This is a genomic window from Corynebacterium sp. ACRPZ (assembly GCF_022346205.1).
In the GTDB taxonomy this organism is placed as follows: domain Bacteria; phylum Actinomycetota; class Actinomycetes; order Mycobacteriales; family Mycobacteriaceae; genus Corynebacterium; species Corynebacterium lehmanniae.
Window position 1 is genome coordinate 22,072 of sequence record NZ_JAKRMR010000014.1, and the last position, 24,209, is coordinate 46,280.

The 24,209-nt window shown below is 67.0% G+C and carries 23 protein-coding genes; 14 read left to right on the forward strand and 9 right to left on the reverse strand.

The genetic code is table 11. The features are described from left to right. Positions 1 to 25: 25 nt before the first annotated feature. Entirely contained in the window at positions 26 to 1,513 is a 1,488-nt protein-coding gene (locus tag MHX64_RS09860) for a leucyl aminopeptidase (RefSeq protein ID WP_239306646.1), read from the forward strand. 211 nt (positions 1,514 to 1,724) lie between these two features. On the opposite strand, the gene MHX64_RS09865 is transcribed toward MHX64_RS09860, so the two are convergent. After that, entirely contained in the window at positions 1,725 to 2,120 is a 396-nt protein-coding gene (locus tag MHX64_RS09865; protein WP_239306647.1) for an oxidoreductase, read from the reverse strand. 122 nt (positions 2,121 to 2,242) lie between these two features. Here MHX64_RS09865 and sucB point away from each other — a divergent pair, with 122 nt between their 5' ends. From sucB to MHX64_RS09910, 9 genes are all read left to right on the forward strand, one after another. Continuing rightward, a complete protein-coding gene (gene sucB, locus MHX64_RS09870; RefSeq protein WP_239306648.1) occupies positions 2,243 to 4,345 on the forward strand; it encodes a 2-oxoglutarate dehydrogenase, E2 component, dihydrolipoamide succinyltransferase in 2,103 nt (700 codons plus the stop codon). A 71-nt stretch (positions 4,346 to 4,416) separates the two neighbouring features. Then, positions 4,417 to 6,117 carry a dihydroxyacetone kinase family protein gene (locus MHX64_RS09875; protein ID WP_239356979.1) on the forward strand — a complete coding sequence of 567 codons (1,701 nt, stop codon included), beginning with the start codon at positions 4,417 to 4,419 and terminating at the stop codon, positions 6,115 to 6,117. Positions 6,118 to 6,191: 74 nt separating this feature from the next. Next, positions 6,192 to 9,005: an aminomethyl-transferring glycine dehydrogenase gene (gene gcvP, locus MHX64_RS09880; protein WP_239356981.1), complete on the forward strand. Its 2,814-nt coding sequence runs from the start codon at positions 6,192 to 6,194 to the stop codon at positions 9,003 to 9,005. 9 nt (positions 9,006 to 9,014) lie between these two features. Continuing rightward, the gene (gcvT, locus tag MHX64_RS09885) at positions 9,015 to 10,088 is read left to right on the forward strand and encodes a glycine cleavage system aminomethyltransferase GcvT (RefSeq protein WP_239356982.1); all 1,074 of its coding nucleotides are present in this window, start codon (positions 9,015 to 9,017) and stop codon (positions 10,086 to 10,088) included. Positions 10,089 to 10,090: 2 nt separating this feature from the next. Then, on the forward strand, positions 10,091 to 10,477 hold the full coding sequence (gene gcvH, locus MHX64_RS09890; protein ID WP_181888773.1) for a glycine cleavage system protein GcvH: 387 nt from the start codon (positions 10,091 to 10,093) through the stop codon (positions 10,475 to 10,477). A gap of 26 nt (positions 10,478 to 10,503) precedes the next feature. After that, positions 10,504 to 11,289 (forward strand): lipoyl(octanoyl) transferase LipB, encoded by a 786-nt coding sequence (gene lipB / locus MHX64_RS09895; RefSeq protein WP_239356984.1) that lies wholly within the window; start codon positions 10,504 to 10,506, stop codon positions 11,287 to 11,289. A 5-nt stretch (positions 11,290 to 11,294) separates the two neighbouring features. Continuing rightward, on the forward strand, positions 11,295 to 12,338 hold the full coding sequence (lipA, locus tag MHX64_RS09900; protein ID WP_239306653.1) for a lipoyl synthase: 1,044 nt from the start codon (positions 11,295 to 11,297) through the stop codon (positions 12,336 to 12,338). Between the two features lie 42 nt (positions 12,339 to 12,380). Next, a complete protein-coding gene (locus MHX64_RS09905) occupies positions 12,381 to 13,172 on the forward strand; it encodes a DUF4191 domain-containing protein (protein ID WP_370642110.1) in 792 nt (263 codons plus the stop codon). Further along, on the forward strand, positions 13,169 to 14,458 hold the full coding sequence (locus MHX64_RS09910; RefSeq protein WP_239356988.1) for a threonine/serine exporter family protein: 1,290 nt from the start codon (positions 13,169 to 13,171) through the stop codon (positions 14,456 to 14,458). Before MHX64_RS09905 ends, MHX64_RS09910 begins: the two co-directional genes overlap by 4 nt. Here the strand turns inward: MHX64_RS09910 and MHX64_RS09915 are convergent. After that, complete coding sequence (locus MHX64_RS09915; RefSeq protein WP_239356990.1) at positions 14,455 to 14,931, reverse strand: RDD family protein; 477 nt, start codon at positions 14,929 to 14,931, stop codon at positions 14,455 to 14,457. The genes MHX64_RS09910 and MHX64_RS09915 overlap by 4 nt on opposite strands. Before the next feature lie 45 nt (positions 14,932 to 14,976). Between MHX64_RS09915 and glnA the strand changes: the two genes are divergently transcribed. The 3 genes from glnA to MHX64_RS09930 all read left to right on the forward strand — a co-directional run bounded on the left by glnA (position 14,977) and on the right by MHX64_RS09930 (position 18,181). Continuing rightward, positions 14,977 to 16,443, forward strand: a complete 1,467-nt coding sequence (gene glnA / locus MHX64_RS09920; protein WP_255711329.1) for a type I glutamate--ammonia ligase — start codon at positions 14,977 to 14,979, stop codon at positions 16,441 to 16,443. Between the two features lie 76 nt (positions 16,444 to 16,519). Next, complete coding sequence (locus MHX64_RS09925; RefSeq protein WP_370642112.1) at positions 16,520 to 17,092, forward strand: VIT1/CCC1 transporter family protein; 573 nt, start codon at positions 16,520 to 16,522, stop codon at positions 17,090 to 17,092. Positions 17,093 to 17,254: 162 nt separating this feature from the next. Beyond that, complete coding sequence (locus tag MHX64_RS09930; protein WP_239356992.1) at positions 17,255 to 18,181, forward strand: TDT family transporter; 927 nt, start codon at positions 17,255 to 17,257, stop codon at positions 18,179 to 18,181. Between the two features lie 51 nt (positions 18,182 to 18,232). Here MHX64_RS09930 and MHX64_RS09935 read toward each other — a convergent pair whose 3' ends face one another. The 3 genes from MHX64_RS09935 to MHX64_RS09945 form a co-directional block, all read right to left on the reverse strand. After that, entirely contained in the window at positions 18,233 to 19,270 is a 1,038-nt protein-coding gene (locus tag MHX64_RS09935; protein WP_239356993.1) for an HNH endonuclease signature motif containing protein, read from the reverse strand. A gap of 88 nt (positions 19,271 to 19,358) precedes the next feature. Beyond that, complete coding sequence (locus MHX64_RS09940; protein WP_239356994.1) at positions 19,359 to 19,913, reverse strand: GH25 family lysozyme; 555 nt, start codon at positions 19,911 to 19,913, stop codon at positions 19,359 to 19,361. After that, entirely contained in the window at positions 19,910 to 20,434 is a 525-nt protein-coding gene (locus tag MHX64_RS09945) for an NUDIX domain-containing protein (protein WP_239356997.1), read from the reverse strand. Before MHX64_RS09945 ends, MHX64_RS09940 begins: the two co-directional genes overlap by 4 nt. Before the next feature lie 27 nt (positions 20,435 to 20,461). Here MHX64_RS09945 and MHX64_RS09950 point away from each other — a divergent pair, with 27 nt between their 5' ends. After that, the gene (locus tag MHX64_RS09950) at positions 20,462 to 21,196 is read left to right on the forward strand and encodes a hypothetical protein (RefSeq protein ID WP_181888785.1); all 735 of its coding nucleotides are present in this window, start codon (positions 20,462 to 20,464) and stop codon (positions 21,194 to 21,196) included. Here MHX64_RS09950 and MHX64_RS09955 read toward each other — a convergent pair. The 4 genes from MHX64_RS09955 to MHX64_RS09970 are packed head-to-tail and all read right to left on the reverse strand — an operon-like array spanning position 21,177 to position 24,172. Then, positions 21,177 to 22,268 (reverse strand): S1 family peptidase, encoded by a 1,092-nt coding sequence (locus MHX64_RS09955; RefSeq protein ID WP_239356999.1) that lies wholly within the window; start codon positions 22,266 to 22,268, stop codon positions 21,177 to 21,179. The two genes, MHX64_RS09950 and MHX64_RS09955, sit on opposite strands and share 20 nt — an antisense overlap. Then, positions 22,252 to 22,398, reverse strand: a complete 147-nt coding sequence (locus MHX64_RS09960; protein ID WP_239357001.1) for a hypothetical protein — start codon at positions 22,396 to 22,398, stop codon at positions 22,252 to 22,254. Before MHX64_RS09960 ends, MHX64_RS09955 begins: the two co-directional genes overlap by 17 nt. A 27-nt stretch (positions 22,399 to 22,425) precedes the next feature. Then, positions 22,426 to 23,877, reverse strand: coding sequence for a threonine synthase (gene thrC / locus MHX64_RS09965; RefSeq protein WP_239357004.1), 1,452 nt, complete (start codon positions 23,875 to 23,877; stop codon positions 22,426 to 22,428). 25 nt (positions 23,878 to 23,902) lie between these two features. After that, on the reverse strand, positions 23,903 to 24,172 hold the full coding sequence (locus MHX64_RS09970) for a hypothetical protein (RefSeq protein WP_070844509.1): 270 nt from the start codon (positions 24,170 to 24,172) through the stop codon (positions 23,903 to 23,905). Positions 24,173 to 24,209 lie beyond the last annotated feature (37 nt).

The window sequence follows — 24,209 nt, forward strand, 5'->3', positions numbered from 1 at the left end:
TTGCCCGCACAACGAAAGGACATCCATGGCCTTCGACATCAGCCTCCCCGCCCGCGGCACCACGGTGCGCACAACGCTCGGCACCACTGCCCCGGAAGGTGCGGCGCTGCTCGTCCCCGTCGCGAACGGCGAGGACGGCATCGAGGTCCCGGTCACCGCACTCGCCCCGAAGGGTTTGCTGGAGGCGCTGGTTGCGGTCGGTGCCAAGGGCACCGAGGGCGAGGTGACGCGTCTGCTTATCGACGGCTCCCTGGTCACCGCATTCGGCCTCGGCAACGCCTCCGAGATCGACGACGAAGCGGTCCGCCGCGGCGTCGGCGCGGCAGCGCGCTCGTTGAACGACGTGGAGCGCGCCGCCATCTCCGCCGAGTTCGGCGTCGCGCCTGTGGTGGAGGGCCTGCTGCTGGGCGGCTACACCTACACCGGCATGAAGTCCCAGGCCGAGGTCGCCGACGACGAGAACTCCGATGCCGAGACGCCGCAGACCACCGAGGTCACCGTCGTCGGCGCCGACGAGGCCGAGTACAACGCCGCGGTGATTGTCGCCGAGTCCGTGAACTTGGCGCGCGACCTGGTCAACACCCCTGCGAACTACCTCTACCCGGAGTCCTACGCCGGCGTCATGGGCGAGGTCGCCCAGGCTGCCGGCCTGGACATCGAGGTGCTCGACGAGGCCGCGCTGGAGCAGCAGGGCTTCGGCGGCATCCTGTCCGTGGGCCGCGGCTCCTCGCGCCCGCCGCGCCTGGTGCACCTGACCTGGGCGCCGTCCGGGGCATCTCAGAAGGTCGCGCTGGTGGGCAAGGGCATCACCTTCGACACCGGCGGCATCTCGCTCAAGCCCGGCTCCGGCATGGAGGACATGATCTCGGACATGGGCGGCTCCGCGGCCCAGCTCGCCGTGATCGCCGCGGCGGCGCGCCTTGAGCTGCCGGTGCGCGTCGACGCCTGGCTGCCCCTGGCGGAGAACATGCCGTCCGGCACCGCCACCCGCCCGGGCGACGTGATCACCCACTACGGCGGCATCACCAGCGAGGTCATTAACACCGACGCCGAGGGACGCCTCGTGCTTGCCGACGCCGTCGCCCGCGCCTGCGAGGACTCCCCCGCCTACCTCATCGAAACGGCCACGCTCACCGGCGCGCAGCTGGTGGCGCTGGGCAACCGCACCGCAGGCGTGATGGGCTCCGATAAGCTGCGCGACCTCATCGCCGAGACCGGTCGCGGCGTGGGCGAGCAGGCCTGGGCCATGCCGCTTTTGGAGGAGCAGGAGGACGAGTTGAAGTCCCCCATCGCCGACATCCGCAACACCCACAACGCGCGTACCGGCGGCATGCTGTTCGCGGGCCTGTACCTGTCCCGCTTCGTGCCGGAGGACGTCGAGTGGGCGCACATCGACATCGCCGGCCCCGCCTGGAACGGCGGCGCCCCCTACGGATACACCCCGAAGCGTGCCACTGGCGCGCCTGTGCGGACGATTGTGGAGACGTTGTCGCGCCTCGTCGATAAGCAATAAGAGTCGGCGACGCTCCGGCGCTCGCAAGATCTGACAACAGCCCTACATTTCCGCAGGTCGCCACGGGCCGATTTCGGCAGAATGTCAACTTTTACGAGGTTGTCCGCAATGCGGAGCCCGCAAACGGCGTCTTTTGTACGAATCAACAACGCCCCGGCGTTTTCCCAGGTGGGAAACCAGCACGCCGGGGCGTTTTGTCGATTCGTACAAACTAGCCGTAGGGGTTTTCGCCGCGCTCGAACCGGGCGCGGCGCTGCTTTTGCTCCTCGCGCTTGCGCAGAATGCGCTCCTGCTCGATCTTTTTGCGCATGCGGTCGGGGTAGCCGGTCTCCTCGACGTCGTAGAGCATGATGCCCAGCATGTCGGCCACCTGGTCGATGCCCTTGGGGCCGCCGATACGGCGGCGGGTGTAATTGCCCTTCTCGTCGACGAGGACGACGGACATCTCGTTGACCATTGTTTCCGGCTCGACAAAACCCTCGACATAGGACCTGCCGACGACCCAGTCGCGCAGGTACTGCGCATCGTCCGGACGAATCGTCTCCCCCGGCGCGCGGGGTGGTTTAAACGTCGTGGACTTCTTGCCTTTGCCGAACAGGTTGAACACGTCACACATCATACGGGGCGTCTCGGGTAGAAAAGGTCACCCCTTGGGCGACGTGCGGGGCGTGTTACAGGTACGCTTTATGCCTGTATAGCTTCCAACGTTTCAATGAGGAGACTTAAGAAATGGCGCACTCAGTTGAGATGCCCGAGCTGGGCGAATCGGTCACCGAAGGCACGATCACCACGTGGCTGAAGGAAGTCGGCGACACGGTCGAGGTGGACGAGCCGCTGCTCGAGGTCTCCACCGACAAGGTCGACACCGAAATCCCGTCCCCGGTCGCAGGCGTGATCCTGGAGATCAAGGCCGAGGAGGACGACACCGTTGAGATCGGCGACGTGATCGCCATCATCGGCGACGAGGGCGAGGAAGCGGACTCTTCCTCCGACAAGAAGGAAGAGAAGGCTGAGGCTGAGGAGCCGGCCGAAGAAAAGACCGAGGAGAAGGCTGAGGCGCCGAAGAAGGACGACAAGCCGGCCAAGAAGGCCTCCGGCGACGCCACCGACGTGGAGATGCCGGAGCTGGGCGAGTCCGTCACCGAGGGCACCATCACCACCTGGCTGAAGGAAGTCGGCGACGAGGTTGAGGTGGACGAGCCGCTGCTCGAGGTCTCCACCGACAAGGTCGACACCGAGATCCCGTCCCCGGTTGCCGGCACCCTGATCGAGATCCTGGCTGAAGAGGACGACACCGTCGAGGTCGGCGACGTCATCGCCCGCGTCGGCGACGCTGATGCTGCAGCAGCTTCCGACGACTCCAACGAGGACGAGGCAGAGGCAGAGGAGCCGGCCGAGGAGAAGGAAGAGCCCAAGGAAGAGAAGAAGGCCGAGCCGAAGAAGAAGTCTTCCGGCGGTGCAGGCACCAAGGTTGAGATGCCGGAGCTCGGCGAGTCCGTCACCGAGGGCACCATCACCACCTGGCTGAAGTCCGTCGGCGACATGGTCGAGGTCGACGAGCCGCTGCTCGAGGTCTCCACCGACAAGGTCGACACCGAGATCCCGTCCCCGGTCGAGGGCACCATCCTGGAGATCCTGGCCGAGGAAGACGACACCGTAGAGGTCGGCGATGTCATCGTGATCATCGGCGACGCTGACGCCGCCGTCGAGGAAGACGATGCCGACGAGGCTGAAGAGGCTGAGGCGCCGGCCGAGGAAAAGGCTGAAGAGAAGCCGGAACCGAAGCAGGAAGAACCGAAGGCCGAGAAGACCGAGAAGGCTGACAAGGCTGACTCCAAGAACGCGTCCGCCAAGGTCAACAACGGCGACAACGTCCCGTACGTCACCCCGCTGGTGCGCAAGCTCGCCGACAAGCACGGCGTGGACCTGAACACGGTTGAGGGCACCGGCGTCGGCGGCCGCATCCGCAAGCAGGACGTCCTGGCCGCTGCCGAGGGCGGCAAGGCCGAGGGCGCCGCTGACGCAGCTGCGGCGAAGGGCGACGAGAAGGCGGCCCCGAAGGGCCCGCGCGCAAACTGGTCCACCAAGTCCGTGGATCCGGCGAAGGCGGAGCTCATCGGCACCACCCAGCGCGTGAACCGCATCCGCGAGATCACCGCCGCGAAGATGGTGGAGTCCCTGCAGACCACCGCGCAGCTGACCCACGTGCAGGAGGTCGACGTGACTCGCGTTGCGGAGCTGCGTAAGAAGGTCAAGCCGGCATTCGTCGAGAAGCATGGCGCAAACATCACCTACCTGGCCTTCTTCATCAAGGCCACGGCAGAGGCGCTGGTGTCCCACCCGAACGTCAACGCCTCCTACGACGCTGACGCGAAGGAGATCACCTACCACTCCGACGTCAACATCGGCATCGCAGTGGATACCCCGATGGGTCTGCTGGTGCCGGTAATCAAGAAGGTGCAGGACATGAACCTGGCGGATATCGCGAAGGCGATCACCGACCTGGCGTCCCGCGCGCGCGACAAGAAGCTGCGTCCGGACGATCTGTCCGGTGCGACCTTCACCGTGACCAACATCGGTTCCGAGGGCGCGCTGCTGGATACCCCGGTGCTGACCCCGCCGCAGGCCGGCATCCTGGGCACCGCCGCGATTGAGAAGCGCCCGGTCATCGTGACCGAGGACGGCATCGACTCCATCGCGATCCGCCAGATGTGCTACCTGCCGTTCACCTACGATCACCAGCTGATCGACGGTGCGGACGCGGGCCGTTTCGTAACCACGATCAAGGACCGCATCGAGCAGGGCGATTTCGAGGCTGATCTCGACATCTAGCCCCGGAATGCGCTGAACCCGGCACCGTCTTTCGGTGCCGGGTTTCGTCGTTTTTGGCATAAAGTGGCGGTATGGCTGACACGTTCAAATCATTTCGTAACTCCACCGACCACTTCATGCGCGAGGCCCTCGGCGGCCTTGTCGCCGCGCACCCCTGCGCCGAGTGGCACGACGAGGGCTTCGTGGGGCTTTTGCTTGACGACGCCACCAAAGGCGAACCCCGAGTAGCCGTCATCTCCGGCGGCGGATCGGGCCACGAACCGATGCACGCCGGTTTCATCGGCGCCGGCATGCTGGATGCGGCCTGCCCGGGCCTGCTATTCACCTCCCCCAACGCGGTGCAGATCGGCGCGGCCACCGAGTGGGCCAACCGCGGCGCGGGCGTGGTGCACGTGGTGAAGAACTACACCGGCGACGTGATGAACTTCACCGTCGCCGCGAACCACGCCGACGCTGAGGTGGCGCAGGTACTTGTGGACGACGACGTGGCCACCGAGATCGACAACGACGACTCGCCGGGCCGCCGTGGCACGGGTGCCACGGTGATCGTGGAGAAGGTCGCCGGCGCTGCGGCGGCGCGGGGCGACGACCTGCAGGCGGTGGCTGAGGTTGCCCAGCGCGCGGCGGATCAGTCCCGCAGCATGGCGGTGGCGCTGCAGCCGGGCCACTCCCCGACCTCGGACCGCGCGACGTTCGACTTGGGCGAAGGCCAGATCGAGATCGGCGTGGGCATCCACGGCGAGCCGGGCGTGGAGCGCCGCGACATCGCCGGCGCGCAACTGACCGCCGCCGCGCTGGTGGAAGAGCTCCTGGATGGCATCCTGTCCTCGCTGCGCGACGCCGGCGTTGAGGGCGAGGACGTCATGCTGTTTGTCAACGGCCTCGGCGGTACGAGCCAGCTCGAGCAGGACCTGGTCTTCGGCGAGGCGGTCAAGCAGCTGACGCAACGCGGGCTGAAGGTGCGCCGCGGGATGCGCGGCACGCTGGTGACCTCGCTGAACATGGCGGGCATTTCGCTGACGCTCACCGTGGTCGACGACGAGCTGATCCAGCTCATCGACGCCGACACCGCCGCGCCCGCCTGGCCCGGCACCGTCGCCGATCCGGAGTACGCCGACGCGCGCATGGTCGACGACGAAACCCAGCCGGATTCCGGCGAGGAAAACACCTGGCTGACCGGCTTTGTGGAACGCCTCGCCGCCAGCTACGACGACCTGACGGCCCTGGACCGGGAGGCCGGCGACGGCGACTTCGGTCAGAATATGGAGGCGGCCTTTGGTGACGTCGATAGGCCTGTGCGGGGCGCCGATGCAGAGGTGCTGAATTTCTTCGCCCACCGCATGCTGGTGCGCGCCGGTGGCACCTCGGGGGCGGTGCTGGGCACGCTCTTCCGCCAGATGGCGGACGCGTTCGAGGACGCGGGTGTTGACTCGCGCGACGCGGACGGCGCCGCGTTTGCCGGGGCGCTCGCGGAGGGGCTGCAGCGCGGCGTCGACGCCATCACGGAGCTCGGCGGCGCGAAGGAGGGCGACAACACGCTCGTCGACGCCCTCGCACCGGCCGCCCGCGCCGCCAAAGACGCCACCGGCAGCGTCGACGAAGTGCTCGCGCACGTCTTCGCCCCGGCGGTCGAGGGCGCGAAGGCGACCCGCGGCATGCAGGCGAAAAAGGGCCGGGCGTCCTACCTCGGCGAGAGCGCGAAAGACGTGCCGGATCCGGGCGCGATCGCGGTGACGTGGCTGTTCGGAAACGCGGGTGTAGACGAGTTCTAAATCGGGCTAACTGGGGCTGAGAAACAGCTAAGCTGTCGCGTGGTTATCACGACCCGATTTTCAAGGAGCCCCAGTTGGATTACATCTCCCGCCATATCGGCCCAGACCAGGCAGAACAGCAGAAAATGCTGGATGCTCTGGGTTACGATTCTATCGATGCGCTGATCAACGCCGCGGTGCCCTCCGGCATCCTGGCGCAGCAGCCGCTCGACCTGCCGGCGGCGTTGACGGAGTACGAAGCCCAGGCCCGCCTGCGCGAGCTCGCAGACAAGAACACCGTGCTGCGCGCGTTCTACGGCCAGGGCTTCTCCTCCACCCTGACCCCGCCCGTGATCCGCCGCGGTGTGGTGGAGGACGCCGGCTGGTACACGGCCTACACGCCGTACCAGGCCGAGATTTCGCAGGGCCGCCTTGAGGCGCTGCTGAACTTCCAGACCATGGTGCAAGATCTCACCGGCCTGGACATCGCGAACGCTTCGCTTCTCGACGAAGCATCCGCCGCCGCCGAAGCCGTCGGCCTGATGTCGCGTGTGGTGAAGAAGGGCCGCCGGGTGCTCCTGGATTCGCGCCTGCACCCGCAGGTGATCACAGTCGCCTCCGAGCGCGCCCGCGCGATCGACCTAGAGGTCGAGGTGGCCAACCTGGCCGAGGGCGTGGTCGGCGAGGACCTCGTCGGCGCCGTGTTCGCCTACCCGGGCACCGAGGGCGACATCGTGGACCCGCGCCCGGTGATCGAGGCGATCCACGAGCGCGGCGGCCTGGTCGCCGTCGATGCCGATATCCTGGCTCTGACGCTGCTTGAGTCCCCCGGCGAGTTCGGCGCGGACATCGCCATCGGCACCACGCAGCGCTTCGGCGTGCCGCTGTTCTACGGCGGCCCGCACGCGGCCTACATGGCGGTGCGCGAGAAGCTGCAGCGCCAGATGCCGGGCCGCCTGGTGGGCGTGTCCAAGGACGCCGAGGGCTACCCCGCCTACCGCCTGGCGCTGCAGACGCGCGAGCAGCACATCCGCCGCGAGCGCGCCACCTCCAACATCTGCACCGCGCAGGCGCTTTTGGCCGTCACGGCGTCGATGTACGCCGTCTACCACGGCCCTGAAGGCTTGAAGGACATCGCGCGTGCGGTGCATAAGCGCGCCACAGACTTCGCCGCGTCGCTCGAGGCTGCCGGCGTGAAAGTCAAGCACGCCGAATTCTTCGACACGGTGGCGGTTGAGGTTGCGGGGGCAGCGGAGGTCGTCGCAAAGCTTGCGGATGCAGGCTACCTGGTCCGCGCAATCGACGAGACCACCGTCGGTGTCTCCTTCGGCGAGGACACCACCGACGCCGACGTCGAGGCGCTGCTTGCGGGCTTCGGGGCTTCCGTCGCTGAGGGCGCGGCGCGCATCCCGGCGGCGCTGGAGCGCACCACCGACTTCCTCACCCACGAGACGTTCAATCGCATCCACTCCGAGACGCAGATGATGCGCTACATCCGCACGCTCGGCGACAAGGACCTCGCGCTGGACCGCACGATGATCCCGCTGGGCTCGTGCACCATGAAGCTCAACCCCACCGCTGGCCTGGAGGCGATCACCTGGCCGGGCTTCGCCAACGTGCACCCCTACACCCCTGACCAGTACACCGAGGGCTGGCGCGAGCTTATCGACGAAATCCGCGCCTGGCTGGTAGCAATCACCGGCTACGCCGAAGTGTCCGTGCAGCCGAACTCCGGCGCGACCGGCGAGCTGGCCGGCCTGTTGGCCATCCGCGCGTACCACGTGGCCAACGGCGACACCGAGCGCGACATCTGCCTCATCCCGGCCTCTGCACACGGCACGAACGCGGCGTCGGCGACGCTGGCGAACCTGCGCGTCGTGGTGGTCAAGACCGCAGACGACGGCTCGATCGACCTTGCGGACCTGGACGCGAAGCTGGAAAAGCACGCCGACGCCGTGGCCGCGATCATGCTCACCTACCCGTCCACGCACGGCGTGTACGAGGAAGACGTGCGCGTGGTCTGCGACAAGGTGCACGCGGCCGGCGGGCAGGTCTACATCGACGGCGCGAACATGAACGCCCTGACCGGCATCGCGCGCCCGGGCGACTTCGGCGGCGACGTTTCGCACTTGAACCTGCACAAGACGTTCACCATTCCGCACGGCGGCGGCGGACCGGGCGTGGGCCCGATCGGCGTGGGCGAGCACCTGATCCCGTTCCTGCCGGGCGACCCGACCGCCGCCGACGGCGAGGGCGGCGTGCCGGTGACCTCCACGTTGTACGGCTCCGCTGGCGTGCTGCCGATTTCCTGGTCGTACATCGCCATGTCCGGTGCCGCCGGCCTGCGCAGCGCCACCGAACACGCCGTGCTGGGCGCGAACTACATCGCACGCGCGCTGAACGACTCCTACCCGGTGCTCTACACCGGCAACGACGGCCTGGTCGGCCACGAGTGCATTCTGGACCTGCGCGAACTTACCGACGCCTCCGGCGTCACCGCGGCTGACGTAGCCAAGCGCCTGATCGACTACGGCTTCCACGCCCCCACCCTCGCCTTCCCGGTCGCCGGCACGCTGATGGTGGAGCCGACCGAGTCCGAGGACCTGGCCGAGCTGGACCGCTTCATCGAAGCGATGCGCTCCATCCGCGCCGAGATCCAGGAGATCATCGACGGCAACGTCGAGTACGAAAACTCCGTCGTGCACAACGCGCCGTTTACCGCCGCCAGCGTGATCCGCTCGCAGTGGCCGTACGAGTTCACCCGCGAGAAGGCCGCCTACCCGGTTGCCTCGCTGGTGCACGCGAAGTACTTCCCGCCGGTGCGGCGCATCGACGAAGCCTTCGGCGACCGCAACCTCCAGTGCGCCTGCCCGCCGCCGGAAGCCTTCGACATCGAAACCGAATCCTAAGGAGAACCAATGCCACAGACCCCGCTGCATGCCACCCACGAAAAGCTCGGCGCCAGTTTCACCGACTTCGGCGGCTGGGAGATGCCGCTGAAGTACGGCTCGGAGCTGGAGGAGCACCGCGCCGTCCGCAATGACGTCGGCATCTTCGACCTCTCCCACATGGGCGAGATCACCGTCCAGGGCCCCGACGCCGCCGCGTTTTTGGACTACACGCTGATCTCCAATTTCTCCGCGCTGAAGGAGGGCAAGGCGAAGTATTCCATGATCGTCGCCGAGGACGGCGGCATCCTGGACGACCTGATCACCTACAAGTTCTCCGAGAACCACTTCATGGTCGTGCCCAACGCCGCGAACACCAACGCCGTGTGGGCCGCGTTTGAGGCCCGCAAGGGCGACTTCGACGTGGAGCTGAGCAACAATTCGGAAGCGTTCGCGCTGGTTGCGGTCCAGGGCCCGCGTGCGCTCGAGGTGCTGGAGCCTCTGCTTAGCGACGACGCCTCCGCCCTGTCCTACTACTCCGGTGCCTGGATGACCCTCGACGGCGTCGAAATCTTCGTCGCCCGCACCGGCTACACCGGCGAGGACGGCTTCGAACTGTTCTGCACCAGCGAGGACGCGCAGAAGGTGTGGGACGCCGTCATCGGCTCCGGCACCCCGTGCGGCCTGGCGGCGCGCGACTCGCTGCGCCTGGAAGCCTCGATGCCGCTGTACGGCCACGAGCTGACCGCCGAGATCACCCCGGTGGAAGCAGGCATGGGCCGCGCGTTTGCCAAGAAGGAAGCGGACTTCGTGGGCAAGGACGCGCTCACTGGCCGTGAACCGAGCGTCGTCATCGCGGGCCTGACCTCCGAGCAGCGCCGCGCCGCCCGCGAAGGCGCCGAGGTCTTCCTCGCAGGCTCGGACGAGAAGATCGGCGTGGTCACCTCCGGCCAGCCGTCGCCGACGCTGGGCTACCCGGTCGCGCTCGCGCACCTGGACCCCAAGCACGCGGAAGAGGGCACGGAAGTGGAAATCGACATCCGCGGACGCCGTTACCCGTTTACTATTGCACCGACCCCGTTTTACTCCCGAAAGGACGCATAACCATGGAGCTGAAGCCGGATTTCTACTACTCCGAGGACCACGAGTGGATCAACGCCACCCCGGACGAGGCAGCAGGTAAAACTGTGCGCGTGGGCATCACCCACGTCGCGGCTGACCGCCTCGGCGAGGTCGTCTTCGCTGAGCTGCCGCAGGTCGGCGACACCGTCACCGCCGGTGAGACCTGTGGCGAGATCGAGTCCACCAAGTCCGTCTCCGACCTGTACTCCCCGGTCACCGGCACGGTCACCGCGGTCAACGAGGACATCGACGGCGCCTACGAGGCCATCAACAACGACCCGTACGGCGAAGGCTGGCTCTTCGAGGTCGAGGTCGAGGAGGTCGGCCCGCTGATGACCGCCGACGAGTACGCCTCCTCCAACGGCGTCTAAACCGGCGGGGACTAGGGTCTAAGGGTATGACTTCCCCGCGCGACCCGTTTTTCCCCGCCGACAAATCCATCCGAGCCTCAGCCGCGCCCATTGACGTGCGCGAGCTGGGGCTCGTGGACTATAAACAGGCCTGGGACCTCCAGGCGGACATTGCTTCTCGACGGGCCAAAGGCGAACTGCCGGACACAGTGCTAGTGCTGGAGCACCCCTCCACCTTCACCGCCGGCAAGCGCACGCAGCCGGAGGACATGCCCGACCCCGCCTACCCCGTGCCCGTGGTGCCGGTGGACCGCGGCGGGCGCATCACTTGGCACGGCGAGGGCCAGCTGGTGGTCTACCCCATCATCAAGCTCGCGGAGCCGGTGGACGTGGTCGACTACGTGCGCCGTCTCGAAGAAGCGCTCATCCAGGTCGTGCGCGACGCCGGTGTGACCACGGCGGGCCGTGTCGACGGCCGCTCCGGGGTCTGGGTGCCGGAGGAGACGAAGGCGGTGGACCCGGCAGCGTCGACACGCGAACGCAAGATTGCCGCCCTGGGCATCCGCATCACCCGCGGCGTGACCATGCACGGCCTCGCGCTGAACTGCGACAACACGCTCGAGCACTACGAACACATCGTCGCCTGCGGCATCGACGACGCCGACGTGACCACCCTGTCGCTCGAGCTCGGCCGCGACATCACCCCAGCCGACATGGCTGCGCCGATGGTGCGCGAACTCGAGCGCGCCCTGTCCGGCGAGCTGGTCGTGGCGGACCACACATTCGCCACCCGACCGGACCCCTCGAAGGGTTTGACACGGAAGGTACGGTGAGAAGCGTGACTGTAGCACCAGAAGGCCGCAAGCTTTTGCGCGTTGAGGCGCGCAACTCCGAAACACCCATTGAGAAGAAGCCGCGGTGGATCCGCAACTCCGTCAAGACCGGTCCCGAGTACGAGGACATGAAGCAAAAGGTCAAGGGCGCGGGTCTGCACACCGTGTGCCAAGAGGCGGGCTGCCCGAACATCCACGAGTGCTGGGAGTCGCGTGAGGCGACCTTCCTCATCGGCGGATCCCGTTGCTCGCGGCGCTGCGACTTCTGCGACATCGCCTCCGGCCGCCCGGATCCCCTGGACCGCGACGAGCCGCGCCGCGTCGCAGAAGAGGTCAAAAGCCTCAACCTGAACTACTCCACCATTACCGGTGTCACCCGCGACGACCTCGACGATGAGGGCGCCTGGCTCTACGCCGAGGTCGTGCGCAAGATCCACGAGCTCAACCCGCACACCGGCGTGGAAAACCTCACCCCGGACTTCTCCGGCAAGCCGGACCTGCTCCAGGAGGTCTTCGAGGCCCGCCCCGAGGTCTTCGCCCACAACGTGGAGACCGTCCCGCGCATCTTCCGCCGCATCCGCCCAGCGTTCCGCTACGAGCGCTCCCTCGACGTGATCCGCCAGGCCCGCGACTTCGGGCTGATCACCAAGTCCAACCTCATCCTCGGCATGGGCGAGACCCGCGAGGAAGTCCTCGAGGCGCTGCACGACCTGGTGGACGCAGGCTGCGACATCATCACGATCACCCAGTACCTTCGCCCCGGCCCGACCTACCACCCGATCGACCGCTGGGTGAAGCCGGAAGAGTTCATCGAGTACCGCGACGCCGCCTACGAGATGGGCTTCGGCGCCGTCATGTCCGGCCCGCTGGTGCGCTCCTCCTACCGCGCCGGCAAGCTCTACGTCGAGGCAATGGCCCACCGCGGCCTCGAGCTGCCGGAGAATCTCGTGCACTTGGCGGAGACGTCGCAAGGCGATACTGCCCAAGAAGCCTCCACCCTGCTGAAGAAGTACGGCGCCTCCGCAGACCACCCGGTGGAGACCCGCTAGGGTCTTTGGCCCGCGTCTTGGCTGTGGCATACAGTTATGGCCATGGCTAAGACGCAGGACAAGGAAGCGGCGAAAGCCGCCAAGAAAGAACAGCGCGCCGCGAAGCGCGCCAAGGGCAAAGCAACCCGCTCGCAGCTCAAGCAGGCGTTCGAGATCCAGCGCAAGCGCGACAAGGCGCTCATCCCAATCATGCTCGCCTGCGTGCTCGGCGGCGGGCTGCTGTTCTTCCTTCTCGGCCTGTGGTGGGGCGCGAAGTGGTTCTGGCTGATCATGGGCCTGATCCTCGGCGCTGTGCTGGCGATGTTCATCTTCTCCCGCCGCCTGGAGAAGTCCATGTACGACGAGGTCGGCGACACCCCCGGCGCCGCCGGCTGGACGCTGGAGAACATGCGCAACACGATGGGCATCGTGTGGCAGACCAAGACCGGTGTGCAGGCCAACACCCACATGGACACCGTGCACCGCGTGGTGGGCAACCCGGGCGTCGTGCTCGTCGGCGAGGGCGACCCGAACCGCCTGAAGTCCCTGATGGGCAAAGAACACAAGCGCGTGGAGCGCCTGCTGGCGGGCGTGCCCGTCTACGAGGTCTACGCCGGCGAAGGCGAAGGCCAGGTGCGCAACCGCGACCTGCAGAAGCACCTGCTCAAGCTGCCGAAGAACTACCAGAAGGACGAGGTGTACAACCTCGCCGCCAAGCTCGACGCGATGGATTCCCGCGGCCGCGGCGCCCAGGCCGCCGGCCTGCCGGGCGGCCCGCTGCCGAAGCAGGCGCAGAACATGGCGGGAATGAACCGCAAAATGCGCCGCATGCAGGAGCGCAAGGGCGGCAAGTGACCGCACGCAACCCGCCCATGGACGCCGAGGCGAACACCTGTCTTCGCTTCGGCGTCTTGCTGTTGGCTGCCGGCGCGTCCGGCTACCGCGTGATCCGCGCGGTGAAGCGCTGCGCGCGCTCGGTGGGCTTCGACAACGCCGACGTCATCGTCGGCTTCAACACCATCAGCTGCACGTTCCACCGCGGCGAGCAGTTCCGCACCGCCGTGTCGGACGTGCCGCTGCCGGGTGTCAACGCCTCGCGCATCGAGGCGCTGGAGACCGCCGCGCACTCGCTTTTGCAGAGCTACCGCACCCCCGAGGTCATCAACGCGGTGCTGGATGAGATCGAGCGCATCCCCTCCCCACGCTGGGGCTTTCGCCTATCGACGCTCGCCGCCGGACTCGCCTGCGCCGGATTCGCAGTGCTCAACCAGTTCGGGCTCGCCACCGCCGCGCTGGTGTGCCTGGCGGCGATGCTGGGACAGCTCGTGCGGGCGTTTCTGCACAAGGCGCACTTCAACCTGATCGGCATCACGATGGCGGCGTCGTTCGTCGCCTCGTCGGCGTTCCTGCTGCTGGCGCAGGTGGTGCCGATAGCGGGCGTGGTCTCCCCCGGCTTCGTCGCGGCCGTGCTGTTTCTCATCCCCGGCTTCCCGCTGTTCACCTCGTTTGTGGACCTCGCCCGCTTCGACTTCACCGCCGGCATCCCGAGGCTGTTTTTCGCCCTCGAGATCATCGTGGTGATCATGCTGACCGTCTCCGTGGTCGCGATGCTCTCCGGCACCCCGGACCTGCCGTCGGCGGCGGTGCCGAGGTCGGCGGAGTTCATGGTCGCCGGGGCGCTGGCCAGCTTCGTCAGTGTGGGCTGCTTTGCGTTGCTGTTCAACTCGTCGAGACGCATGGCGCTCATCGCCGCCACCCTCGGGATGGCGGCCAACGCCGCGCGCCTCGCATTGCTTGCGGACGGGGTGCGCTCCTACCTCGCCGCCTTCGTCGCCGCCCTGATCATCGGCGTCGCCGGCGGGCTTTTAGGCCGGGTGGCGAAGGTGCCGCGCACCACCGTGACCATCCCGGCAGCCGTGGTGATGATCCCCGGCCCCGTCATCTATGCCGCGGTGCACAACTTCGCTGTCGGCGACATCATCAACGCGCTGTCGAAATTCACCGAAGTGTCCTTCGTGGTGCTGTTCATCGCCGGCGGGCTCTCCGTCGGACGCATGCTCACCGACCCGACCTGGGCGTTCTTCCGCTACATCGACTTCGACCACGAACTCGTCGGAGAGGAACGCCCCATCAACAACTAGGTGCGGATCACCGTCGTGGTGGTGGCGCGGTCGTGCATGCCGCGCCCGTCGGCGTCCACAAGCGCCGCCGGCAGCACAAAGCCCGTCAGGATCGTGCGCACCGCCGCGCGCCACAGCCCCACCGGGGCCTCCTTGTCCACGCGGGCCACACCCATGCCCAGCGCCGCCATGCCCGGGGTGCGGGCGAACAGCCAGCCGCACACGATGCCGAGGACGATCCACAGCAGGTACGTCGCGGTGTAACGGTCCCCCAACGCGGAGGTGTTCGCCGTGATCAGCGACGCCGCCACCGCGCACAACGCCCAGTCGATGAGCACCCCGCCCATGCGGCGCAGCACCGACGCCTGGGATCCCTGCCCCTCCTTCGGCAACCCCAAGAACTGCCCCGGGTAGTCAGGCAGAGCGTCCTCCCCTGAGAATTGGTTCGGGATTTCGGGACCGTCGTGCCAGGTTTGTCGTCGAGAAGCAGCCATGCCTCCGAAGCGTAGCGGGAGGTCCGCGTAGACTTGAAACCGCTTATGTCCGACACACAACGAGGAGTACCACCCGTGTCCTTCGACAACATCGAAGACGTCAAGAAATTCATCGCCGACGAGGAGGTGGAATTCATCGACGTGCGCTTCACCGACGTGCCCGGCATCGAACACCACTTCTCCATCCCGGCATCGATGTTCGATGAAGACGTGATGGAAGAAGGCCTCGCCTTCGACGGCTCCTCCATCCGCGGCTTCACCACCATCGAAGAATCCGACATGACCCTCATGCCGGACCTCGCCACCGCAAAGCTGGACCAGTTCCGCGGGTCCAAGACCCTGAACGTGAAGTTCTTCGTCAACGACCCGTTCACCCACGAGCCGTTCTCCCGCGACCCGCGCAACGTGGCCAAGAAGGCGGAGGAATACCTGCGCTCCACCGGCATCGCCGACACCTGCTCCATCGGCGCCGAAGCGGAGTTCTACCTGTTCGACTCCATCCGCTACGAGGTGGAGGGCCACGCCGCGTTCTACGAGATCGACGCCGCGGAAGGCTGGTGGAACCGCGGCAACGAGGTCGAGGCCGACGGTTCGCCGAACCTGGGCTACAAGAACCGCTGGAAGGGCGGCTACTTCCCCGTCCCGCCGTACGACAAGACCGTCGAGGTGCGCGACGCCATGGTGCGCAACCTCGCCGCCGCCGGCTTCGACATCGAGCGCTTCCACCGCGAGGTGGGCAACGGCGGCCAGCAGGAGATCAACTACCGCTTCAACACCCTGCTGCACGCGGCCGACGACCTGCAGGACTTCAAGTACATCATCAAGAACACCGCGACACTGTACGACAAGACCGTGACGTTCATGCCCAAGCCACTCGCCGGCGACAACGGCTCCGGCATGCACGCCCACCAGTCGCTATGGAAGGACGGCGAGCCGCTGTTCTACGACGAGTCCGGCTACGGCGGCCTGTCCGACATCGCCCGCTGGTACATCGGCGGCCTGCTCGAGCACGCCGGCGCGGTGCTGGCGTTCACCAACCCGACGCTGAACTCCTACCACCGCCTCGTGCCGGGCTTCGAGGCGCCGATCAACTTGGTGTACTCGCAGCGCAACCGCTCCGCCGCGATCCGCATCCCGATCACCGGTGCGAACCCGAAGGCCAAGCGCATCGAGTTCCGCGCCCCGGACCCGTCGGGCAACCCGTACCTCGGTTTCGCGGCGATGCTCATGGCGGGCATCGACGGCATCAAGAACCGCATCGAGCCGCACGCCCCGGTGGACAAGGACCTCTACGAGCTGCCGCCGGAGGAAGCCAAGGACATCCCGCAGGCGCCGACCTCGCTCGAGGCCGCGCTCAATGCGCTGGAGGCGGACCACGACTTCCTCACCGAAGGCGACGTGTTCACCGAGGACCTCATCGAGACCTACGTCAAGCTCAAGTACGACAACGAGATCACCCCGGTGCGCCTGCGTCCCACCCCGCAGGAGTTCGAGATGTACTTCGACTGCTAGGTTTGCATAGCCTGACCTGCAGTAAGGCAGGGCGAACTTCCTTGCGGGGGTGATCGGGCCGGGCGATGATTGGGTCATGACTGATCTGATGGATTGTCCGGGCACGGCGGAAGGTGGCGTCGATAGGCATGAGCCCGGCACCGGCGAGCGGCTGAACCGCTTGCGCGCCGCGGTGCTCGGGGCGAACGACGGCATCGTCTCCACCGCCGCCGTGGTCGTCGGCGTGGCGGGCGCGACGTCCGATGCGACCACGATCGCCATGTCCGGCCTGGCCGCCGTGATCGGTGGCGCGGTGTCGATGGCGCTGGGCGAATACGTCTCGGTGTCCTCGCAGCGTGACTCCGAGCGCGCCATGGGACTCGCCGCGCAGATGCAGGTCAACCCGTGGTCCGCGGGCATCGCGTCCTTCCTGTCGTTTTTGCTCGGCGCCGCATTGCCCTTTGCGACGGCGCTGCTCGCCCCCGCGACCTGGCGCATCGCCGCAATTTTCGTGCTGACCCTGGTGGCGCTCGCGTTGACGGGCGCGCTGTCCGCGAAGCTCGGCGAGGCCCCGGTCGCCCGCTCGGTGGCCCGCATCGTGGTCGGCGGCACCATCGCGCTGGCGGCCACGTTTGCCATCGGCTCGCTGTTCGGAGCAAACGTGGGCTAGAAACACACCGCGGCCCAACAGTGACCTGCCCAACCAGAACCCGACCGAATCGGCGCAAAACCGCAGGTCGGGTTTTGAGCTGCCGGGGCCGTTTTGGTGCAACGGGTCCCTCCCGGCGGGCCGCGCGAGCACCTTCCCAAGAAAGGGATTACCATGCGCTGAGTGACTGACAAGTTCCGCCAACTGCCACCGCCCGGCCCCGCGTGGGGCGGCAGCCTCATGGGCACCTCAATCGTGTCGCGATTGCTCGTGGAGATGGACCACCAGTTTTTCGCCGCCGTCTTCGCCGCGATCGCGTGCTTCATCCTCGTCGTGCTCGTGTACGGGTTCGCGCGCTACCGCCACCCCAGCTTCGAGCGCACCACCATGGCGGAATGGTCGATGTTCTTCATCGGCATCCTCGCACTGGGGGCCGCGCTATCCGGGCTTACCGACGAAGGCGTCTACCGCCTCATCGGCTTCTGGGTCGGTGCCCCCGTCACCGTCACCACCTGGGCTATCCAGCTCAGCCGCTTCGAGGGCGCGCCGAAGTTCACCTGGGGCCTGCCGTTGGTCGGCCCGATGATTTCCGCGTCGGTGGCTGGTTGGCTCGCCCGCGACTACGGGCAGTTCTACCACGTGCTCGGCACCGTGTTCTTCCTGATGTCCCTGTTCACCGCGGTGCCCACGTTCGCCCGCGTGTACTGGGCCGCGTGGCACGGGAAGGTGGACCTTTCGGGGCCGCTGTCGGCGACCGCATGGGTGCCGCTGGGCGTGATCGGCCAGTCCACCACCGCGATGCAGATTTTGTTCCCCGGAGAATTCTCCATCCACTACGGCTACGTCGCACTGGTGTTGGCCATCCCGCTGGGTATTTGGGCGATGTGGAACTTCTACCCCAACGTCGCGCGCTGGGTGGAGTACTCCCCCGCCTGGTGGGCGTGCACCTTCCCGCCGGGCACGGTGAGCATGGGCGGGCACCAGGTCGCGCTTGTCAACGGCTCGCACTGGCTCGATGTCATCGCGTTGTCGCTGCCGTTCCTGCTCATCGTGCACTGGTCGCTGTGTTCCGGCCGCTTCATCAGCTGGGCGATTGAAGGCCGCCGGTAAAAACGGCATGCCGATGTGCCCGCCCGGTGGGGCGGGTTTTCGGTTGTGTGGTTAGTCGAAGAGCAGTTCCATCGCGCCCGGGGTGGTCATTGGGACGCGTGTGCCGTTGGGTGCGATCCAGTGGATGCGGGCGTTGGGGTTGTCGATGTAGCCGAACGGGCCTTGCCTGTTGTCGGCGTTGACCCCGTTGTGGAAGGGGCACAGTTCGGCGAGGTTGTCCATGTTGGTCATTCCCCCGTAGCGCCACGCATTGATGTGATGCGTCTGGGTGGTCTCTGCGGAGTGTTTGCAGTCGGGAAACGCACACGACGGGCAGAGCAGCTTCGACATGACCTTTTGCTTCGCGTTGGCGCAGCGCTGACCGTAGTAGAGGTTGACTGGTCCTTCTTGGGGGTGGAACGCGGCGACTTCGAGTATGTCGCCGAATTCGTGCTCCATGTATTCGGCTCCGGTCATGGTGGTGCCGTCGGTGCAGATCAAGGTGACCTCGTCGGCGTGGCCGGATTGGATGCGGGCCCAGTCGGCGATCGGCACCAGGATGATCGGCCGGAAATTCGCCTTCGGCACGCCTTTGCCGTCGCGCAGGATCGCGATGAGGGCGTCGGCCATTTGGGTGGCGGCGGGGTCGTCGGCGTCGATGAGTTGGCGCAGCAGGTGCTCTAAGTCGGCGAGGTCGCGCTCGTTGTAGGTCAGGATCATAGTGCGCATGCCCGCTTTCGAGCGGGAGAACCTGCACGAGGGTGGGGCTGGTTTGACGGGTTGTTTGATCAACCGTTTGATCCGCTTGGTCAGTGCCCTATATGAGCCGCGGTGGCGCACCAGGTCGAGGCGGATGCGCCAGCGTTCGGCGGCGCCTTCGACGGCGAGCAGTTTCTTCTCGATGTGCACGAGCTGGTCCACCGGCAGACCATGCGCTGCCTCGAGTGCTTCGCGTTGTTTGCGGGTGAACTGGGTCGGCCCGTAATACGCGTGGTGCACCCGCGCCAGGTCACGGACCCGCCCGGTGGACAGGCCGGCGGCCATGGCGGTGCCGCGGTCAAAGTCGGCGAGCACGGCTACGCCTGCGGAAACAAAGTCAGTGAAGTTCATGGCCCAGAAGCTAAGACAGCGCAACCCCCAACACCAGGCCCTGCGCGAATTGTGGATAACTGAACCTGAGAAATTCACAAAGCGCAGTTCACAGGGCCAAATTTAAATCTACGTCCGTCCCGTCTACGCGGCCGCGCGAGGTGAACTGCCACACTGTGGGCGTTGGAAGGCCGACGGGGCGCGGCCACGCCCCCACGTCCAAAGGCGTCGAAACGTCGACCACCGGGTTCGAGCCCCACTGCGCCAGCCACAGCGCACCGAACTCGGCCACGTCCGCGAACAGCATGTGCCGCCGCCAGTACCAGGCGTTCGTGTAGACTCCAGCTACTTCGACGCCTGCGGAGGAGAAGGAGTGGTGGGCGGAGCGGACGTCGAGAAGCGAAAGCCCCGCGGGGGACTCGACGTCGAGCCACAGAGGCAAGCGGCGGCCCCCGAGAACCTCGAGCGCGGCCGACACCTGCGCCGCAATGGTGGTCCCTTCGGAGGGGGCGCGCAGGAAGTGGTACGCCGCGGTCGCGAAAGGGGCGAACGACGAAAACGCAGCGTCCTGGTACGTGCCGTCGGTGGTGCGGGCGATGACGAAGTCGAAGCGGGAAACGTCGAGCCCGGCCTGGTGCTCCGAGACGTCGACGCCGAGCCTCACCGCTTGGTCAGCCCCATGCGCGGCGCGAAGCTGCCCGGGTGGCGGCGTTGCGAGGCGGCGTCCGCGATGGCCAGGCGCCACTTCGGGTCGCGCACCGGCATCTGGGAGATGGGGAACCAGCCGGCTTCGATGTTCTCATCGTCGCCGATCACCGGTTCCGCGGTGGGGTCGAGCGGCTCGCAGCGCAATTGCACCGTCATGTAGCTGGCCTTATCCCCGTTCGCGTGGGTGACCGGGCCGTGCGCGCCGACGCCCAAAATCGCCGCGGCGGTCACCCGCACGCCGGTTTCCTCCAGCACCTCGCGCACCGCGGCGACGTGCGGCTCTTCGCCCGGGTCCGCGATCCCGGTCACAGGTGTCCACTCGCCGTTGTCGGCGCGGCGCACCAGCAGCACCTCGGGGACGGCCCACGGTGACGCATCGGTGGCGTCGCGAAGCACGACGGCGCACACGGCGGGCACCCACATCAGGTCGGTGCCGATTTTCTTGCGGGTTTCCACGATGAACTCCGGGATAGGCATGGTGGCAAGTGTACAATCCCTGAAATTATGAGCACCGCCGTTTCCGACAAGCAGCCCTGGGTCAGACGCGTCCCCGCGCCCCTGTTCGTCGCGGCGTACGGCGCGCTGGTCATCCTGGTGATTTTCGGGGTGGCGATGGCGGCGAGCCGCACCACGGCGAGCTCCCCGGCGGCCGCGGAGCTGCCGCAGCCGGAGCGCCCGTTCAACCCGGCGCCGGCGGATCCGGGCAACGTCGCGGCGAGCATCCGACCGAACCTGATCGACAACGTGCGCGTGGGCGAGACGAACTCGGGCGCGATGATGCGCGGCGACGTTGTGGACGGCGCCCTCGACGACTCCACCGAGATCGCGGGCCACCTGTCGCGTCTGCTGGAGCAGAATTGTTTGGACACGGTGACGTTGACGTCGAAAAGCGGGATGCGCTTTAACTTCTGGGGCTTTTGCTTCTCGACGCTCCCTCCGGAGACCCTCGCCCAGTACATCGATTTCGGCGTGGCAGAGGGCGCCGATTCGGTGTCGTTTGTGGACTACGCGTCACACAACCACTTCCGCGTGATCACCCTGAACTGGATGGACGTGGACGACGCCGACGCGCTGTCAAAGCGCTGGCTCGATGTGGAACGGCCCGACGAGATCGACCGCGTGACGTTCAACGGCTACACCGACGACGAGGTCGTGGTGGTGGACAACGACAAGGAAACCGGCGAGCACCTCAAGCGCTGGCCGCTGCTCGCCAACCCTGTCACCAACGCCGGGGAATAAACTCCGCGTCCGGCACGGCGTGCCGGATCACGGCCATGACCTGATTGACGTTGGAGTAGCTCATCAGGTGCGGGTCCTCCATGCCCTCGTAGCACTCCTCGCCCGCGCGGCCGGCTTCCGTGCCGGAGACGACGCCGATGACGGTGGCTCGGCCGTTGACGTCGGCGAACACCGGCCCGCCCGAGTCGCCCGAGGCGGCGCACACGGCGGCGATGTCGCCGAAGGTCTCGTCCTCCACGCCGGGGTCGAGGTTGACTATCTGCACCCGCTCAGTGTCCTCGAAATCGCCGCACGTGTAGCCCGTGGTCGCGCCCGTTTTGCACACCCTATCGACGGGCCCAAGGCCCTCCCCGATCCCAGTCGGTATCGGCGCGCCGACCACGTCCATGAACCGGTCCGGGTCCGTGATCTCGATGATGCCGACGTCCGCGCCTTCCGTCTCCGGGGTGTTCTGCGAATACAGCCCGGAGAAAATGAAGTGGCCGACCTCGGAGGCGTAGTCGAAGGCGGTGGAGGCGTTGGTGGGCCACACCAGGTCGCCTTCGCGGCCGCAGTGGCCGGCGGTCACCGCATACGCCCGGCCGTCCTTGCCGGTAAACGAAAACGCCGCGGTGCACGACTGCGCCGTGAAATGCTCCCCGGGCGCCGGGCGGTGGTCCGTGGTCTGGATCTTCGTCCCCGGTGCCCAGGGGGCGAACGCGGGCACGAGCACGTTGTTTTCGTTCTCCGGCGCGGGAGCGTCGTCGTCAGGCGTTTGCACCTCGGACAGCGCCTCGCGCTCCTCCACCGTGCCGGTGGGGACCTTCGACGCGTTCAGGCCCAGCCACACCACGATGCCCACGATCATCGCCGTCGCGACGATGACGGTGATCCACCCGCCCGTCTGCAGCCCGCTGCGACGCGCCCGAGCCGTGGAGCCGGGGCCCGGCATGTCGGGGAACTTCAGCGGGTGCTGCGGGTACTGCTGCCGCTGCGGCGCTGGCTCTCCGGGCATGTCCGGGAAGCGCCACTGCGGGCCCTGCTCGGGCTGGTAGCGCTTGGCTGAACCGCCCTGGCTACTCGGAGGCGTCAACCGCCGAGCCCTCGTCGCCGGACTCGCCGTCCTTCTCCTCCTCTTCGGCCATGATCTTCATGTCCCGGATGAACTTCTCCGGGTCGAAGTCGGTGTAGTGCTCCGGGCCTGCGAACTGCTCCTGTGCCATGCGCGCCCACTCCTTCCTTGGTGTGCCCTAGACGTTAGTGCCCTCGATGGCCTCGGCGATAAACGCCTTGACGGCCTCAGCGTCGTTGGGCAGGTCGGTCACGTGGCGCTCCGCGTCCATGATGCCGGCGAAGCGCTCCGGCACCTCCGGCGCCTTGCCGATCGCCTCGGCGATCGTGTCGGCGAACTTCACCGGCAGCGCAGTTTCCAGCACCACGATCGGGGTGTCCACTTCGTCCGCAAGCTGCTTGGCGACGAACACGCCGTCGGCGGTGTGCGGGTCCACCAGCACGCCGAACTCGTCGTGCACGCGCTTGATGGTGGCCACCCGGTCGGCGTGGGTGGAAGTGCCGGAGGCGAAGCCGAACTCGCCGCGGATGCGCTCCATCGCCTCTTCCCCGCCCAGATCGGTGGCAGCGAAGCCGCCGTCTTTCACCCTGTTGGCGAACAGCTCGCGGGTGAGGTCGGAGTCGCGCAACGTGGCGTCGAAAAGCATCCGCTCAAAGTTGGACGCCTTCGAAATGTCCATCGACGGCGAGGACGTCGCGTAGGTCTCCGCGGCGGAGCGGGGGCGGTACTCGCCGCGCGCGAAGAAGTCGTGGAGCACGTCGTTTTCGTTGGTGGCCACGATGAGGCGGTCGATGGGCAGGCCCATCTGCTTCGCGATGTGGCCCGCGCACACGTTGCCGAAGTTGCCGGTGGGCACGCAGAAGGAGACGCGCTCGTCGTTGGTCTCGGTGACCTTCAGGTAGGTCGCGATGTAGTACACCACCTGCGCGAGCAGGCGCGCGAAGTTGATGGAGTTCACCGCCCCGATGGAGTACTTCGACTTGAACCCCGCGTCCGCGCTGACCGCCTTGACCACGTCTTGGCAGTCGTCGAACACGCCGTCCAGGGCGATGTTGAAGATGTTCGGGTCGTCCAGCCCAAACATCTGCGCCTGCTGGAACGGGGTCATGCGCCCGGCCGGGGTGAGCATGAACACCCGGATGCCGTCGCGCCCGCGCATCGCGTACTCGGCCGACGATCCGGTGTCGCCCGAGGTCGCGCCGAGGATGTTGATCTCCTCGCCGCGGCGGGCCAGCTCGTACTCAAATAGCTCACCGAGCAGCTGCATCGCCATGTCCTTGAACGCCGCAGTCGGGCCCTCGGACAGGTGGCCGATGTGCAGCTGGTCGTTCAGTCGGGTCACCGGCACGATCTCCTCGTCGGCGAAGACCGGCGTGCGGTACGCCCGGCGCGCGATCGCCTCGAGGTCCGCCTCGGGGATGTCGTCGACGTAGAGCTTCAGCACTTCGGCGGCGAGCGCAGCGTAGCCGTCGTCAAGCAAAAGCTCGCGCCACTCGTTCAGAAGTTCCGGGGTGATGGACGGGTACACCGCCGGCATGAAGAGGCCGCCGTCGGGGCTTAGGCCCGTGAGCAGGATGTCTGTGAAGGAGCGCGGCTGCGCCGATGCGTCGCGAGTTGAGATGTAGTCCACCCCGCGAAGTCTACGTCATGGGCCCCTACCGGCGGGGCGGTTCCTGTCGACCGGTCAAAATATCCACCACCGAGCGAATCGCGGCGTCGCCGAGCGGCGGCACGGTGCGCTCCTTCTCGGGCGCGTGCTCGCGCGCGGGCGTGCGGGTTGTCGGCTCGACGGTGATGCTCAGCGTCTCGCCGTCGAGCTCCAGCCCGGTCTTCGGATCAACGCCGGCCACGCGCGCGGCGTCCACCAGCGCAACCAGGTCTGCGAAGGTGGCGTTGTTCAGGTCGATGGTCATGTTCACTGCCATGGGCTCGAGCATATTGCCTATCGACGCCACTGCGCCT